13 protein-coding genes are annotated in these 13,623 nt (G+C 68.7%); 8 read left to right on the top strand and 5 right to left on the bottom strand.

Annotated elements, in window-relative coordinates:
• Positions 1-38 precede the first annotated feature (38 nt).
• The gene (locus tag OUA97_RS09305; protein ID WP_267231617.1) at positions 39-2,201 is read left to right on the top strand and encodes a primosomal protein N'; all 2,163 of its coding nucleotides are present in this window, start codon (positions 39-41) and stop codon (positions 2,199-2,201) included.
• A gap of 161 nt (positions 2,202-2,362) precedes the next feature.
• Here OUA97_RS09305 and OUA97_RS09310 read toward each other — a convergent pair whose 3' ends face one another.
• Together OUA97_RS09310 and OUA97_RS09315 are read right to left on the bottom strand one after the other, a co-directional pair.
• The gene (locus OUA97_RS09310) at positions 2,363-3,169 is read right to left on the bottom strand and encodes a TerC family protein (protein ID WP_267231618.1); all 807 of its coding nucleotides are present in this window, start codon (positions 3,167-3,169) and stop codon (positions 2,363-2,365) included.
• Positions 3,170-3,230: 61 nt separating this feature from the next.
• On the bottom strand, positions 3,231-3,809 hold the full coding sequence (locus tag OUA97_RS09315) for a TetR/AcrR family transcriptional regulator (protein ID WP_267231620.1): 579 nt from the start codon (positions 3,807-3,809) through the stop codon (positions 3,231-3,233).
• Between the two features lie 91 nt (positions 3,810-3,900).
• Between OUA97_RS09315 and OUA97_RS09320 the strand changes: the two genes are divergently transcribed.
• From OUA97_RS09320 to OUA97_RS09335, 4 genes are all read left to right on the top strand, one after another.
• On the top strand, positions 3,901-4,314 hold the full coding sequence (locus tag OUA97_RS09320) for a VOC family protein (protein WP_267231621.1): 414 nt from the start codon (positions 3,901-3,903) through the stop codon (positions 4,312-4,314).
• Between the two features lie 533 nt (positions 4,315-4,847).
• Positions 4,848-5,531 carry a CHAP domain-containing protein gene (locus OUA97_RS09325; RefSeq protein ID WP_267231622.1) on the top strand — a complete coding sequence of 228 codons (684 nt, stop codon included), beginning with the start codon at positions 4,848-4,850 and terminating at the stop codon, positions 5,529-5,531.
• Positions 5,532-5,597: 66 nt separating this feature from the next.
• On the top strand, positions 5,598-6,551 hold the full coding sequence (locus OUA97_RS09330) for a magnesium transporter CorA family protein (protein ID WP_267231623.1): 954 nt from the start codon (positions 5,598-5,600) through the stop codon (positions 6,549-6,551).
• Between the two features lie 105 nt (positions 6,552-6,656).
• A complete protein-coding gene (locus tag OUA97_RS09335) occupies positions 6,657-7,868 on the top strand; it encodes a pentapeptide repeat-containing protein (protein ID WP_267231624.1) in 1,212 nt (403 codons plus the stop codon).
• 46 nt (positions 7,869-7,914) lie between these two features.
• Here OUA97_RS09335 and OUA97_RS09340 read toward each other — a convergent pair whose 3' ends face one another.
• Positions 7,915-8,775 carry a crotonase/enoyl-CoA hydratase family protein gene (locus OUA97_RS09340; protein WP_267231625.1) on the bottom strand — a complete coding sequence of 287 codons (861 nt, stop codon included), beginning with the start codon at positions 8,773-8,775 and terminating at the stop codon, positions 7,915-7,917.
• A 91-nt stretch (positions 8,776-8,866) separates the two neighbouring features.
• Positions 8,867-9,499, bottom strand: a complete 633-nt coding sequence (locus OUA97_RS09345) for a COQ9 family protein (RefSeq protein ID WP_267231626.1) — start codon at positions 9,497-9,499, stop codon at positions 8,867-8,869.
• A 179-nt stretch (positions 9,500-9,678) separates the two neighbouring features.
• Between OUA97_RS09345 and rpsU the strand changes: the two genes are divergently transcribed.
• The 3 genes from rpsU (at position 9,679) to folP (ending at position 12,884) form a co-directional block, all read left to right on the top strand.
• Positions 9,679-9,912, top strand: a complete 234-nt coding sequence (gene rpsU / locus OUA97_RS09350; protein ID WP_111275467.1) for a 30S ribosomal protein S21 — start codon at positions 9,679-9,681, stop codon at positions 9,910-9,912.
• A gap of 194 nt (positions 9,913-10,106) precedes the next feature.
• A complete protein-coding gene (gene ftsH / locus OUA97_RS09355) occupies positions 10,107-11,984 on the top strand; it encodes an ATP-dependent zinc metalloprotease FtsH (protein WP_267231627.1) in 1,878 nt (625 codons plus the stop codon).
• An 87-nt stretch (positions 11,985-12,071) separates the two neighbouring features.
• Positions 12,072-12,884, top strand: a complete 813-nt coding sequence (gene folP / locus OUA97_RS09360; RefSeq protein WP_267231628.1) for a dihydropteroate synthase — start codon at positions 12,072-12,074, stop codon at positions 12,882-12,884.
• Here the strand turns inward: folP and OUA97_RS09365 are convergent.
• Positions 12,881-13,615 carry an SDR family oxidoreductase gene (locus OUA97_RS09365; RefSeq protein ID WP_267231629.1) on the bottom strand — a complete coding sequence of 245 codons (735 nt, stop codon included), beginning with the start codon at positions 13,613-13,615 and terminating at the stop codon, positions 12,881-12,883. The two genes, folP and OUA97_RS09365, sit on opposite strands and share 4 nt — an antisense overlap.
• Positions 13,616-13,623 lie beyond the last annotated feature (8 nt).

The following is a 13,623-nucleotide window of genomic DNA, read 5'->3' on the forward strand; positions in this document are numbered from 1 at the left end:
GTTTGCGCCGCCTCACGGCCAGCCTATGTGGAAGGGCCATGAGCCGCATCGCCTCCGTCCTGCTTCCCATGCCCTTGCCCGAGGCGTTCGACTACGCCGAGCCGGAAGGGATGGAGCTCGTCGTCGGCGACCAGGTGGCCGCCCCGCTCGGCCCGCGTCTGCTGCGTGGCGTGGTCGTCGCCCTGCGCGAGGGGGCGGGCGGCAACCGGCCGCTGAAGGTCCTCGACAGCAAGCTGGATTCTCCGCCGCTGCCGCCCGGGGCCATCGAGTTCGTGCAGTGGGCGGCGCGCTATTCGGTCGACGCGCCGGGCCAGCCGCTGGCCATCGCCATCCGCGGCGCCCGCGCCCCCAAGGCCAAGCCGCAGAAGCTGCTGGAGGCCACCGGCGTGCCGCCCGCCCGCGCGACGCCGGCCCGCCAGAAGGTGCTGGAGGCCGCCGCCGGCGGCCCGCTGGCCCCCGCCGATCTCGCCCGCGCCGCCGGGGTTTCGGCCGGCGTCGTCAAGGGGCTGGTCGAGGAGGGGGCTCTGGCCCTGCGCCTCGTCGAGGAGCCGGCGGCCTTTCCCGAGCCCGACCTCGCCCGCGCCGGCCATGCGCTGAACGCCAGCCAGGCCGCGGCCGCGCAGGCGCTGAAGGCCATGGTCGCCGAGGGCGGCTTCAACGTCGCCCTGCTCGACGGGGTCACCGGTTCGGGCAAGACCGAGGTCTATCTGGAGGCGGTCGCCGCCGCCCTGGCCAAGGACCCGGCCGCCCAGGTCCTGGTCATGCTGCCCGAGATCGCCCTGACCCAGGCGGTGATCGCCCGGTTCGTGGAACGCTTCGGGGTCGAACCGGCCGAGTGGCACTCCGACGTCGCCCCGCCGATGCGCCGCCGCACCTGGGACGCGGTCGCCACCGGCGCCGCCCGGATCGTCATCGGCGCCCGCTCGGCCCTGTTCCTGCCGTTCACGCAGCTGTCGCTGATCGTCGTCGATGAGGAGCACGACGGCTCCTACAAGCAGGACGAGGGCTTCATCTACCAGGCCCGCGACCTCTCGGTGATGCGCGGCAAGATCGAGGGCGCCGGCGTGATCCTGGCCTCGGCCACCCCGTCGCTGGAGACCCTGCGCAATGCCGAGACCGGCCGCTACCGCTGGCTCAAGCTGACCAGCCGCCACGGGACCGCGCGGCTGCCCGACATCACCTTGATCGACCTGAAGGCGACCCCGCCGCCGTCCGGGCGCTGGCTCTCGCCGCCCTTGGTCGACGCGATGGGCGAAACCTTGGCCGCCGGCGAGCAGACCTTGCTGTTTCTCAATCGTCGCGGCTATGCCCCGCTGGTGCTGTGCAAGGCCTGCGGCGAGAAGCTGACCTCGCCCGACACCGACTCATGGCTGGTCGAGCACCGCTACAGCGGCCGCCTGGTCTGCCACCTGACCGGCTTTTCCATGCCCAAGCCCGACAAGTGCCCGCACTGCGGGGCCAAGGACAGCCTGACCTCGATCGGTCCCGGCGTGGAGCGGGTGGAGGAGGAGGCCCGCCACCTGTTCCCGGACGCCCGCGTGGCGGTGTTCTCGTCCGACACCGTCTGGGACGCCAAGGAGGCGCGCCGCCTGGTCGACGCCATGGCCGACGGCGAGATCGACATCCTGGTCGCCACCCAGGCCGCCGCCAAGGGCCACAACTTCCCGAAGCTGACCCTGGTCGGCGTGGTCGACGCCGACCTCGGCCTGCGCGGCGGCGACCTGCGCGCGGCCGAGCGGACCTACCAGCTGCTGGCCCAGGCCACCGGCCGGGCTGGGCGCCGCGACCGCCCGGGCCGCGCGCTGCTGCAGACCTACGCCCCCGAGCATTCGGTGATGCAGGCGCTGAAGGCCCAGGACCGCGACGCCTTCGTCGAGGCCGAGATGGCCGAGCGCGAGATCATGAAATTGCCGCCGTTCGGGCGGCTGGGGGCGATCGTGGTGTCGGGCCCCGATGCGGCGGCGCTGGAGGCCTTCGCCCGCGAGATGGCCAAGGTCGCGCCCAACGCCGAGGGGGTCGAGGTCTACGGTCCGGCCGACGCGCCGCTCGCCCTCGTGCGCGGCCGTCGGCGCAAGCGCTTCCTGGTCCGCGCCGACCGCAATGTCGACCTCTCGGCCTATCTCGCCACCTGGCGCGCCCGCGTGCGGCCGCCCGGCGCGATCCGGGTGGCCATCGACGTCGATCCGTACAGTTTTCTGTAGAGCGAGGCGGCGCCAAGGCGCCGCCGCTGCGTGTCATCCCGGTTTCGGCGCAGCCGAAGACCGGGATCCATGAACACCTGATGGTTCAGATGCGACGCGGCGGCCGTGGATCCCGGACAGCCGCTGTGCGGCTTCCGGGATGACACTTTGGGTCGTGGCGGTCAGTGCTTGGTCGCGTCCTGGCCCAAGGCTTCGCGTTTCTTGGCGGCGTTGCGGCTCAACATGTTCAGCCCCTCGACCCCGGCCGAGAACGCCATCGCCGCGTAGATGTAGCCCTTCGGCACGTGCACCCCGAAGCCGTCGGCGATCAGCACGGTGCCGATCATCAGCAGGAAGCCCAGGGCCAGCATCACCACGGTCGGGTTGTTGTTGATGAAGTTGGCCAGCGGGTCGGCGGCCACCAGCATCACCGTCACGGCCACGATCACCGCGATCACCATGACCGGCAGGTGTTCGGTCATGCCCACGGCGGTCAGGATCGAGTCGATCGAGAACACCAGGTCCAGCATGATGATCTGGAAGATGGCGGCGCCGAAGTTCTTGGCGACCGCCTTCTTGGAGTCGAACACGTCGTCGTTCGGGGTCGGATCGACCGTGTGGTGGATCTCGGTGGTCGCCTTCCAGACCAGGAACAGGCCGCCGGCGATCAGGATCAGGTCGCGCCACGAGAAGGCCAGCTCCCAGGCCGGCTTGCCGTGTTCGTCCAGCGCCCCGTGCCAGGGCAGCTCGAACACCGGCGCGGTCAGGCCGACGATGAAGGCCAGGGTCGACAGCAGCACCAGGCGCATGATCAGCGCCAGGCCGATGCCGATCCGGCGGGCCTTGGTGCGGTGTTCGGGGGGCAGTTTGTTCGAGAGAATTGAGATGAAGATGAGGTTGTCGATGCCAAGGACCACCTCCATGACGATGAGCGTGATCAAAGCCGCCCACACGGCCGGATCAGCAGCTAGGGTCATAAGGGTGTCCATCGGGGTCCTTCCTGTTATGTGGAAATTCTATCGAGCCAACCGCGTCAGATAAGGTGGAGTTTCATCGCCGCAAGCGGGTCATGGTCTCAACAAAACTCGATTTTAGCCGCATTAGCGCCTCGGGCCCCTCGCCGTGGCCGGCCCAGACCACGCCGTAGTTCAGCGCCCCGTTGATCATCACCGCCAGGGTTTCTGGGTCGCCGCCCAGGCTGCCCTCGTCGATCGCAGCCTGCACGCCCGCAATCAGCAGTCCGAAGCCGTGCCGGCGATCCATCTCGTTCCAGGCCTCCCAACCCAGCACGCTGGGGGCGTCGAGGATCAGGATCCGGCGCACCTGCGGGGCGGCCATGAAGTCGAGAAAGGCGAGGCAGCCGGCCGTCAGCCCGTCGAAGGCCGAGCCTTGCGCGTCCGCGTCGGTCTCGATCGCCCGCTCGGCCTCCTCGTGCAGTTGCTCGCAGACCGCGGCGAACAGCGCCTGCTTGTCGGCGAAGTGATGATAGAGCGCGCCCCGCGTCACGCCGGCCGCCGCCAGGATCGCCTCCGTCCCGGTCGCCGCATAACCCTCGGCGGCGAACAGCCTGCGCGCCGCCGCCACCAGCCGCGTCCGCGTCGCCGCCGCCCGCTCGGCCTTCACGCCCATCGCCGATTTCCCATTTGACATACAGACAGTCTGTATCTTAACTCGCCTCCGAGGCTGATCAAGGGACAGAGGCTGATTAAGGGACAGGCCCATGAAATTCGTCGACCGCTATCCGATCATCGTCACGCCCAGGCTCGCGGACTGCCGCGACTTCTGGACCGCCCACCTGGGGTTCGACGTCGTCTTCGAGGCCGACTGGTTCATCCTGCTGGCCGCCGAGGGTGCGACTCTGGCCTTCATGCACCCGAACCATCCCTCGAGCCCGCCGGGACCGGAGGCGTTCTCAGGCAAGGGAATGTGCTTCGAGCTGCAGGTCGAGGACGCCACCCTGGCCTACGAGGAATTCCGCGGCCGCGGCCTGCGGGTCGACTACGCCCTGGCCCAGGAGCCGTTCGGCCAGCTGCGCTTCGGCTTCTTCGATCCGTCCGGCCTCTGGGTCGACGTGGTCGAGCAGGTCGAGCCGGCCGAAGGCTTCTGGGACCGCTACATGACTGCGGCGGCCTGAGCGCTGGGCGTCATTGCGGCTTCGGCGCGTCCGGGTGCGGCTGCGGAATCACCCTGAGGCGCCTCCAAGCCCGATCTGCGGCCTCCAGGGTGCTCGTTTCGACGGCGATCGCCGCACCTGATGCCGTAATTGTGACCGCGCCGGCGGATCGATCTTCTTCTTGGCCCAGGCGACGCCAGCGGTCTCTGAAACATTTGGTAACGCACAGCTCGTTTATACGCGCGAGACAAGCTGCGCCGTCTACATGGTCTGGCTTCCGCGTCCGATAGTATTCGTGAGTTTGGTTTCGAAACTATTTGAGCTCAATGACCGGCCCCCGGGCCTGGGGCTGTGGTTAGTTTGCCGATGCGGTGTCATTTCACTGGCCAGGGCGTCAAATCATCTTGGTGAACGCCTGGTCCCGGCGCGCATGAAGCTGTCGGCGGATGCGCTGCAGCCCCGGCGACCTTCTACCGCAGGCGCGTAAAGACTCTTTTCATCGAGGCGTGAGATGGTTACCCCTTACGCTGTTCGCGTGGGGGAGTACCCGTAGCATGCTTAAACGACCGAGGGCCGTGATCGGCTCCCTGGCCGCCGCGGCGGTTATGTTCTTTGCTCCGATCTCGGGTGCGATGGCCGATACCTATTGGCAGTGCGTCCCGTTCGCGCGGCTGATTTCCGGCGTCCAGATCTACGGCGATGCGTGGACCTGGTGGCGCCAGGCGGTCGGCAAGTACGAAACCGGCTTCAGCCCCAAGGCGGGCGCCGTCCTCTGCTTCAAGCCCACCGGCAAGATGCGTCTCGGCCACGTGGCCGTCGTCAGCCAGGTGCTGACCGACCGCGTCATTCAGATCACCCACGCCAACTGGTCGCGCATCGGCGGGACCCGCGGCCAGATCGAGAAGGACGTCACCGTCATCGACGTCTCGCCGGCCGGCGACTGGTCGCAGGTCAAGGTCTGGTACGATCCGGTGCGTGACCTGGGCTCGTCGACCTATCCGACCCACGGCTTCATCTACCAGGACGCCAACGCGCTCCGCATGGCGAGCAACAAGCTCAACGGCGCGCAGAACACCGCTCTCGCCGTGGCCCAGGGCGCGGCCAACCAGGTCGCCTCGGTCGTCCGTCCGGGCGCCGGCCCGCTGCAGATGCTGAGCCAAGCCGCCGACTCCACCGACCGGATCGCCGCCCTCATCCAGGCCGCGACCCAGATGAACCCGCCGGCCGAGTCGAACTGATCGGCCGGGCGTTGACGCCCACCCCTCGACGTTCCAGATGGGGCTCCATCCCTCGCGGAGAGCCTCATGCTGAACCTGCTTCGCCGCACCGGTCGGGGGCTTGCGCCTGAAGTCGTCGCCGATGGCTGGCGGCCCGGCGAAGACATCATCTGGATCGATATGGTCTCGCCGACGCCCGAGGAGGAGCGCGCCGTCGAGCAGGCCTATGGGATCGACCTGCCGACCCGCGAGGAGATCGCCCACGTCGAGCCGTCCTCGCGCCTCTATCAGGAAGATGGCGCGACCTTCCTGACCGCGACCCTGCTGGCCCGCGCCGACGAGCCGCATCCGGTCGCCACGCCGGTGACCTTCGTGCTGCTGGCCGACGTGCTGATCACCGTCCGTTACGAGCCGCTGAAGGCGTTCTCGATCTTCGCCCAACGCTGCGCCAAGCTCCCGCTTGGCGACGGCGGCGAGGCGGCGCTGGAACTGCTCGACGCCATCGTCGAGCGCTGCGCCGAAGTGCTCGAACAGCAGTCGGCCCTGGTTCATGAAACCTCGGTGGCGATCTTCAACCGTCCGCCCAGCACCGCCTTCGGGCCGCTGCTCACCGATCTGGCGCGCGCCCAGTCGATCACCTCGATGGCCCGCAAGAGCCTGGTCTCGCTCAGCCGCCTGGCCAGCTTCGCGGCCCTGGCGCCCGAGTTCCAGAAACAGGAGAGCCGGCGCAGCCACCTGATCTCGATCCAGCATGACGTCCAGGCCCTGACCGAGCATTCCAGCTTCACGTCCGGCCACATCTCCTTCCTGCTCGACGCGGCTCTCGGCCTGATCAATATCGAGCAGAACAGCATCATCAAGTTCTTCTCTGTTGTCGCAGTCGTCTTCCTGCCGCCGACGCTGGTCGCGTCTATATATGGGATGAACTTCGACGTGATGCCGGAATTGCACTGGATGTTTGGGTATCCATTGGCTCTTCTGCTTATGGTTATCACGGGAGTTACCCCGTTCATCTGGTTCAAGAAGAAGGGTTGGCTGTAGATCGCAGACCGGCGTTAGAAGTCGCCCTGATGACGTCACAATTGTGCAACCGTTCCTTAAGCGCGATGTCTGATCCTGAGAGCCTCGTTCCTCTCTCCGGTTCGCATGTCCGCAGTCGCCAACCTTCATCGGCCGCTGGATCCCCAGGCGCTTAGGCGCACCCTGGAGGCCCATCGCCGCTACCTCGCCCATCGCACCGGCGGGCGTCGGGCGAACCTGGCCTATGCCGACCTGTCGGGCCTGAAGCTCGAGGGCTTCGATCTCAGCGACGCCGACCTCACCGGCGCACGGCTGTCCGGCGCGATGCTGGCCGGGGTGAAGCTGGATCGCGCGATCCTGTTCGGCGCCGACCTGCGCGACGCCGACCTGCGCAAGGCGAGCCTCTCCAAGGCCGACCTGCGCGGCGCCTCGCTGCGCGGGGCCAACCTAACGGGCGCCAACCTCGCCGGCTGCGACCTGCGCGAAGGCCGCATCGCCCTGCAGGACCGCACCGAGGGCTTCCGTTATCTCGATCACGCCGGCGGGCCGGGAGAGCTGAACTTCGCGGTGCTGACCGGCGCGGACCTGACCGGCGCCCAGATGACCGGGGCCTCGGCCCTGGCCACCGATTTCACCGACGCCAACTTGACCGACGCTCAACTGGGCGGGGCGCGCCTGATCAAGGCCAAGCTCGATGGAGCCAACCTGACCGGGGCCCAGGTGGCCGGCGCCGACCTCTCCGGCGCCTCGCTGCGGCGCGCCATTCTCATCCGCGTGGATTTCAGTTTCGCGACCGTCGAGGGCGCCGATCTCTCCGACGTGCTGCGCGCGCCGCCGGCGGTGGTCTATGTCGACGAGCGCCCGCTCGGCCAGGTGCTGGCCGCCCACGAGGCCTTCTGCGACAGCGGCGGGCGGGCCGGCGCGGCCGCCCGACTGGCCGAGATCGACTTCCGCCCGGTGGTCACGCTCAAGCGCCGCAAGCTCAGCGGCCTGATCGCGCCGGGCTCGGTGCTGTTCGGGATGAACCTCGAGGGCGTCGAGCTGCAGGGCGCGGACCTGTCGCGCTGCGACCTGCGCGGGGCCAACCTGCGAATGGCCGATCTGCGCGGCGCGCGCCTGATCGACGCCCAACTGACCCGCGCCGACCTGCGCGGGGCGATGCTCGGTCCACTGGAGATCGGCCAGGGCCGGTTCGTCCGCGCCGACCTCTCGCGCGCCAATCTCCGCCAGGCCGACCTGCGCCGCGCCTTCGCCCTGCGCGCCCGCTTCCTGGAAGCCGACCTATCCGACGCCAAGCTCGACGGCTGCATTCTCACCGACGCCGAGCTGGACGGCTGAAGCGCTCTCTTTCCTCCCCCATCGTGATGAGGGAGGAAAAGCGCCGCTACATCCCGTGCTTCAGCGGCTGCAGCCCCTGCCACACCGGCTCGCGCTTCTCGGACTTGGCCTTGAACGCCTCGCCCATGTGCGGGCCCGAGAACATGCCGGTCTGCCAGACGGCGATGTAGTCCAGGCCGTCCTGGATGGTGTGGTCGCGGGCGTAGTTGATCATCACCTTCGATCCGGTCACCGCCAGCGGAGCCTTGCTGGCGATCTCGTGGGCGGTGGCCAGGGCGTGGGCGACGCAGTCCTCGTGGGTGGGCAGCACCTCGTTGACCCAGCCGATCTCCTTGGCCTTGGCGGCCGGCATGCGGCGGCCGGTGTAGGCCATCTCGCGCACCCAGCCCTCGGGGATCAGCTTGCACAGCCGCGGGAAGGTCCCGACGTCGGCGGTCATGCCGATGTTGATCTCCTGGATGCAGAAGAAGGCGTCGGCGCTGGCGTAGCGGATGTCGCAGGCGCTGGTCATGTCGACCGCCCCGCCGATGCAGCCGCCCTGGATGGCGGCGATCACGGGGATGCGCGCGGCGTCCAGGCAGCCGAAGCAGTCCTGCAGCCACAGGATATGATGACGCTGCTGCTCGGCGTTGATGTGCCGGTCCTGGTTCTGGTTGGCCGAGGACGAGCCGCCGCCGCCGAACACCGCCAGGTCCATGCCGGCGCTGAAATGCTTGCCGGTCGAGGAGATCACGATCGCGCGGGCGCGGGCGTTGTGGTCGATGTCCTTCACGATGACCGGCAGCTCGTTCCAGAACTCGCGGATCATCGAGTTCATCGCCTCGGGGCGCTTGAGCTGGATGTGGGCGACGTGGCCGTCGAGGCTGACGTCGAAACAGGTCCACTCGGTCGAAAAGGCGTCGGTCATCGGCTGCTCCCTGGCGTTTGTCGCGCCATCATACCGCGCGCGACGCCGGGGAAAGGGAGTCTTTCCCTTCGCCACACGGGGGAGCGAGAAGTCAGCCGTAGCGCATCTTGCCGAGCGCGCCGGCGACGTCGGTCAGCAGCTGCGAGGGCTTCAGGCCGCCCTTCCACTTCTCGAAGGCCATGACATTCTCGATGCGGGCGTCGACGAAGGCGGCCGCCGCGTCGCGGCCGGACGACAGGCGGATGGCGAGCGCGCTGGCCAGGATGCCCGAGAGGATCGCGCGCTTGGAATAGTGGTTCTCGTCGGTGGCCGTGTCGCCCGCCCAGCGCCACAGCTGGTCGGCGCTGTCCCACAAGAGCCGCAGCGCCAGCGGCAGGTGTATCGGCAGGGCGAGGAAACCTGCCCACCGCCGGACGGCGGCCTCGTCCTGGGCGGCGATGTCGATCCGGGTCATGGCCGCGGTGCGAATGCGCTCGCGGATCTTCAGGCCCTCAGGGGCGGGAAGGGCGGCCAGGGTCAGGGCGTCGTGTCGCTTGGCCAGCAAGGCGGCGAGGTCGCGAGGACCGTGCGGCAGCAACAGCTCGACGTCGGCGCCGGACAGTCCGGCGGCCGCGCCGGCGGCCTTCACCGTCGGCCAGGTCCAGCCGCGATCGGCGGCAATCTGCAAGGCGGCGTCGAGAACCTGCCGTTCGGCGTCCTGCGCCCAATCGTCTACATTGGCCATGGGACCCATATTAGCGGGCGATTTTCCGCCTGTCCGCCGTGGACATCGCGCTCGGGTTCTGATATCTCGCCGCGCTCAACCCGGAGGGCCTTCGCTCGACGGGTCGCAAGGCTTTTATCCGTTCGCCGCCGCCTGATGTCAGGAAGGCCGAGCGGGAACGGGTGATAGGAGAGAGACCTCTGGTTCAGATTTTCGTCCGCGACAACAACGTCGATCAGGCCCTCAAGGCGCTGAAGAAGAAGATGCAGCGCGAGGGCTCGTTCCGCGAAATGAAGCGGCACGTGCACTATGAAAAGCCGAGCGAAAAGCGCGCTCGCCAGAAGGCCGAAGCCGTGCGCCGCGCGCGCAAGCTGGCCCGCAAGCGCGCTCAACGCGAAGGCCTGATCGCCGCGCCGAAGAAGCCGAGCCGGTAAGAAATTAAGGCTTTATGCCTAGTTGTGGGGGGCCGCGTGGGAGACTGCGCGGCCCTTTGCATGTCTGGAATCGGGCTTGGTCAAGCTCGTTCAGCGAACCGCGATATTCGGTCGCGCGGCACGAGGCTTGCTAGTGCCCATGGCCACTCCCACCTACAGTGGGCTTTGAGAGACACTTTTCACGAAGGCGCGTCATGAACCTGCGTAATCTCGCCATCTGGGGCGTCATCGTCGTCGTCCTGATCGGCCTCTACAGCATGATGACCGGCGGCAGTCAGGCGGCCGGGGCTTCGGGCCAGATCTCCTACTCGCAGCTGCTGAGCAAGGTGAACGCCGGCGAGGTCAAGTCCGCGACGTTCCGCGGCACGGCCATCGAGATCAAGGACGCGGGCGGCAAGTCGTACACCGCGCTGACCCCGAACAATCAGGACGACCTGATCAAGCGGCTGGAGTCCGGCGGCGCCGACATCAATGTGAAGTCGGCCGGCGGCGGACTGCTGGGCCTGTTCCTGAACAGCCTGCCGATCCTGCTGCTGATCGGCGTCTGGATCTTCTTCATGCGTCAGATGCAGGGCGGCGCCCGCGGCGCCATGGGCTTCGGCAAGTCCAAGGCCAAGATGCTGACCGAGAACAAGAACCGCGTGACCTTCGACGACGTCGCCGGCGTGGACGAGGCCAAGGAAGAGCTGACCGAGATCGTCGACTTCCTGAAGGACCCGCAGAAGTTCCAGCGCCTGGGCGGCAAGATCCCGAAGGGCGCCCTGATGGTCGGCCCTCCCGGCACCGGTAAGACCCTGCTGGGCCGCGCCGTCGCGGGCGAGGCCGGCGTGCCGTTCTTCTACATCTCCGGTTCCGACTTCGTCGAAATGTTCGTCGGCGTCGGCGCCAGCCGCGTGCGCGACATGTTCGAGCAGGCCAAGAAGAACAGCCCCTGCATCATCTTCATCGACGAAATCGACGCCGTCGGCCGTCACCGCGGCGCCGGCCTGGGCGGCGGCAACGACGAGCGTGAGCAGACCCTCAACCAGCTGCTGGTCGAGATGGACGGCTTCGACCCGTCGGAAGCGATCATCGTCATCGCCTCGACCAACCGCCCGGACGTCCTGGACCCGGCCCTGCTGCGTCCCGGCCGCTTCGACCGTCAGGTCGTGGTGCCGAACCCGGACATCGGCGGTCGCGAGCGTATCCTGCGCGTCCACATGAAGAACGTGCCCCTGGCCGCCGACGTCGAGGTCAAGACCATCGCCCGCGGCACCCCGGGATTCTCCGGCGCGGACCTGGCCAACCTGGTCAACGAAGCGGCGCTGATGGCCGCGCGCAAGAACCGCCGCATGGTCACCCAGCGCGACTTCGAGGACGCCAAGGACAAGGTCATGATGGGCGCCGAGCGCAAGTCCATGGCCATGACCGAGGACGAAAAGCGCCTGACCGCTTACCACGAGGGCGGCCACGCCCTGATCGCCCTGAACGTCCCGGCCACCGACCCGGTGCACAAGGCCACGATCATCCCGCGCGGCCGCGCCCTGGGCATGGTCATGCAACTGCCCGAGCGTGACCAGCTGTCGATGTCCTACGAGCAGATGACCTCGCGCCTGGCGATCCTGATGGGCGGCCGGATGGCCGAGGAGCTGATCTTCGGCAAGGACAAGATCACCTCGGGCGCCTCGTCCGACATCGATCAGGCGACCAAGCTGGCCCGCGCCATGGTCACCAAGTGGGGCTTCTCCGACAAGCTCGGCGTGGTGTCCTACGGCGAGAACCAGGACGAGGTGTTCCTCGGCCACTCGGTCTCGCGCACCCAGTCTGTTTCGGAAGAGACGGCCAACCTGATCGACGCCGAAGTGAAGCGCCTGGTCCAGGGCGGCTTCGACGAGGCACGCCGGATCCTGACCGAGAAGATGGACGACCTGCACACCCTGGCCAAGGCCCTGCTCGAGTACGAGACCCTGAGCGGCGACGAGATCATCAACGCGCTGAAGGGCGTCCCGCCCGTCCGCGACGACGCCGACTCCAAGCGGCCCACGGGGCCGTCGGTGGCGGTGCCGATCTCGCCCCGGCCCGAACCGGCCTAGGGCCAGCCCAGACCTAGCGACCTTGACGCCCTCCCGGCCCCGCGCCAGGAGGGCGTCTTGCTGTTTGCGCCGTGAGGAGGCCCGCCCATGTCCGGTTCGGTGAAGGTCATGGGGATCGTCAACGTCACCCCCGACAGCTTCTCGGACGGCGGGCGGTTCCTCGATCCGCAGGCGGCGCTGGCCCATGCGCGGCGGCTGATCGCCGAGGGCGCCGACATCCTCGACATCGGGGCGGAATCCACCCGGCCCGGCTCCGAACCGGTGTCCGCCGAGGACGAGATCGCCCGCGCCGTGCCGCTGATCGCGGCGATCCGGGCCGAGAGCCCGGTCGCCATCTCGATCGACACGATGAAGCCGCTGGTCGCCCGCGCCGCGGTGGCTGCGGGCGCGAACATCTGGAACGACGTGGCCGCCCTGCGCTACGCCCCGGACGGACCGCAGGCCGCCGCCGAGCTCGGCTGCGACCTGGTGCTGATGCACATGCGCGGCGAGCCGCGGACCATGCAGGCCGACCCGCAGTACGACGACGTCGTGGCCGAGGTCTGCGACTTCCTGGCCGAAAGGGCGGAGGCGGCCCTGGCGGCCGGCGTAGCGCGCGAGAAGATCTGGCTCGACCCCGGCGTCGGCTTCGGCAAGCGGCCGGAGCACAACCTGGCGCTCATCGCCCGGCTCGACAAGGTCGCGGCCCTCGGCTTCCCGGTGCTGCTGGGCGTCAGCCGCAAGCGGTTCATCGCCGCCCTCGATCCGGTCGGCGGCGCGGCGTTGGACGGGCGTCTGGCCGGATCGCTGGCCGCGGCCCTCGCCGGCGTTCAGTGCGGGGCCGCGGTCCTGCGCGTGCACGACGTCGCCGAGACGGTCCAGGCCCTGAAGGTCTGGGAGGCGGTCGCCGCCGCCCGTTAGCCGCGGCCGACGAACGGCATCTTGGTCGCCATCACGGTCATGAACTGGACATTGGCGTCCAACGGCAGGCCGGCCATGAACACCACGGCGTCGGCGACCGCCTTTACGTCCATCAGCGGCTCGGGCGCGAACGAGCCGTCGGCCTGCGGCACGCCCTTGGCCATGGCCAGCGTCATCTCGGTGGCCGCGTTGCCGATGTCGATCTGGCCGCAGGCGATGTCATAGGCCCGGCCCTCGAGCGAGGTTGAGCGGGTCAGGCCAGTGACCGCGTGCTTGGTGGCGGTGTAGGCGACCGAGTAGGGCCGCGGCGCGTGCGCCGAGATCGAGCCGTTGTTGATGATCCGCCCGCCGCGCGGGTCCTGGGCCTTCATCAGCCGGAAAGCGGCCCGCGTGCAGAGGAAGGCGCCGGTGAGGTTGGCGTCGACCACGCGCCGCCAGGCGTCCAGCGACAGGTCCTCCAGCCGCCCGCCCGCCGAGACGCCGGCGTTGTTGAACAGCACGTCCAGCCGCCCGAACCGGGCGCGGGCCGCCTCGAACGCGGCCTCGACGGCGGCTTCGTCGGCGATGTCGGCAGCCTGGATCAGGGCCTGGCCCGGCAGGGCGGCGGCGGTTTCCTCCAGCTTGTCGGCCCGGCGGCCGACGAGGACGAGGCTGTAGCCGGCTTCGCCGAGGGCGATCGCGCTGGCGCGGCCGATCCCGGAACCGGCCCCGGTGACGAGGGCGACTTTCATGCCGCGAA

Origin of the sequence: Phenylobacterium sp. 58.2.17 (assembly GCF_026411515.1) — a bacterium.
GTDB lineage: Bacteria > Pseudomonadota > Alphaproteobacteria > Caulobacterales > Caulobacteraceae > Phenylobacterium.

Excerpts from the sequence above, each read along its gene's own strand:
- OUA97_RS09310 (WP_267231618.1), bottom strand. The coding sequence starts at position 3,169 with ATGGACACCCTTATGACCCTAGCTGCTGATCCGGCCGTGTGGGCGGCT.
- OUA97_RS09330 (WP_267231623.1), top strand. The coding sequence starts at position 5,598 with ATGCTGAACCTGCTTCGCCGCACCGGTCGGGGGCTTGCGCCTGAAGTC.
- OUA97_RS09305 (WP_267231617.1), top strand. The coding sequence starts at position 39 with ATGAGCCGCATCGCCTCCGTCCTGCTTCCCATGCCCTTGCCCGAGGCG.
- OUA97_RS09365 (WP_267231629.1), bottom strand. The coding sequence starts at position 13,615 with ATGAAAGTCGCCCTCGTCACCGGGGCCGGTTCCGGGATCGGCCGCGCC.
- OUA97_RS09335 (WP_267231624.1), top strand. The coding sequence starts at position 6,657 with ATGTCCGCAGTCGCCAACCTTCATCGGCCGCTGGATCCCCAGGCGCTT.
- folP (WP_267231628.1), top strand. The coding sequence starts at position 12,072 with ATGTCCGGTTCGGTGAAGGTCATGGGGATCGTCAACGTCACCCCCGAC.
- OUA97_RS09345 (WP_267231626.1), bottom strand. The coding sequence starts at position 9,499 with ATGGCCAATGTAGACGATTGGGCGCAGGACGCCGAACGGCAGGTTCTC.
- OUA97_RS09320 (WP_267231621.1), top strand. The coding sequence starts at position 3,901 with ATGAAATTCGTCGACCGCTATCCGATCATCGTCACGCCCAGGCTCGCG.
- ftsH (WP_267231627.1), top strand. The coding sequence starts at position 10,107 with ATGAACCTGCGTAATCTCGCCATCTGGGGCGTCATCGTCGTCGTCCTG.
- OUA97_RS09325 (WP_267231622.1), top strand. The coding sequence starts at position 4,848 with ATGCTTAAACGACCGAGGGCCGTGATCGGCTCCCTGGCCGCCGCGGCG.
- OUA97_RS09315 (WP_267231620.1), bottom strand. The coding sequence starts at position 3,809 with ATGGGCGTGAAGGCCGAGCGGGCGGCGGCGACGCGGACGCGGCTGGTG.
- OUA97_RS09340 (WP_267231625.1), bottom strand. The coding sequence starts at position 8,775 with ATGACCGACGCCTTTTCGACCGAGTGGACCTGTTTCGACGTCAGCCTC.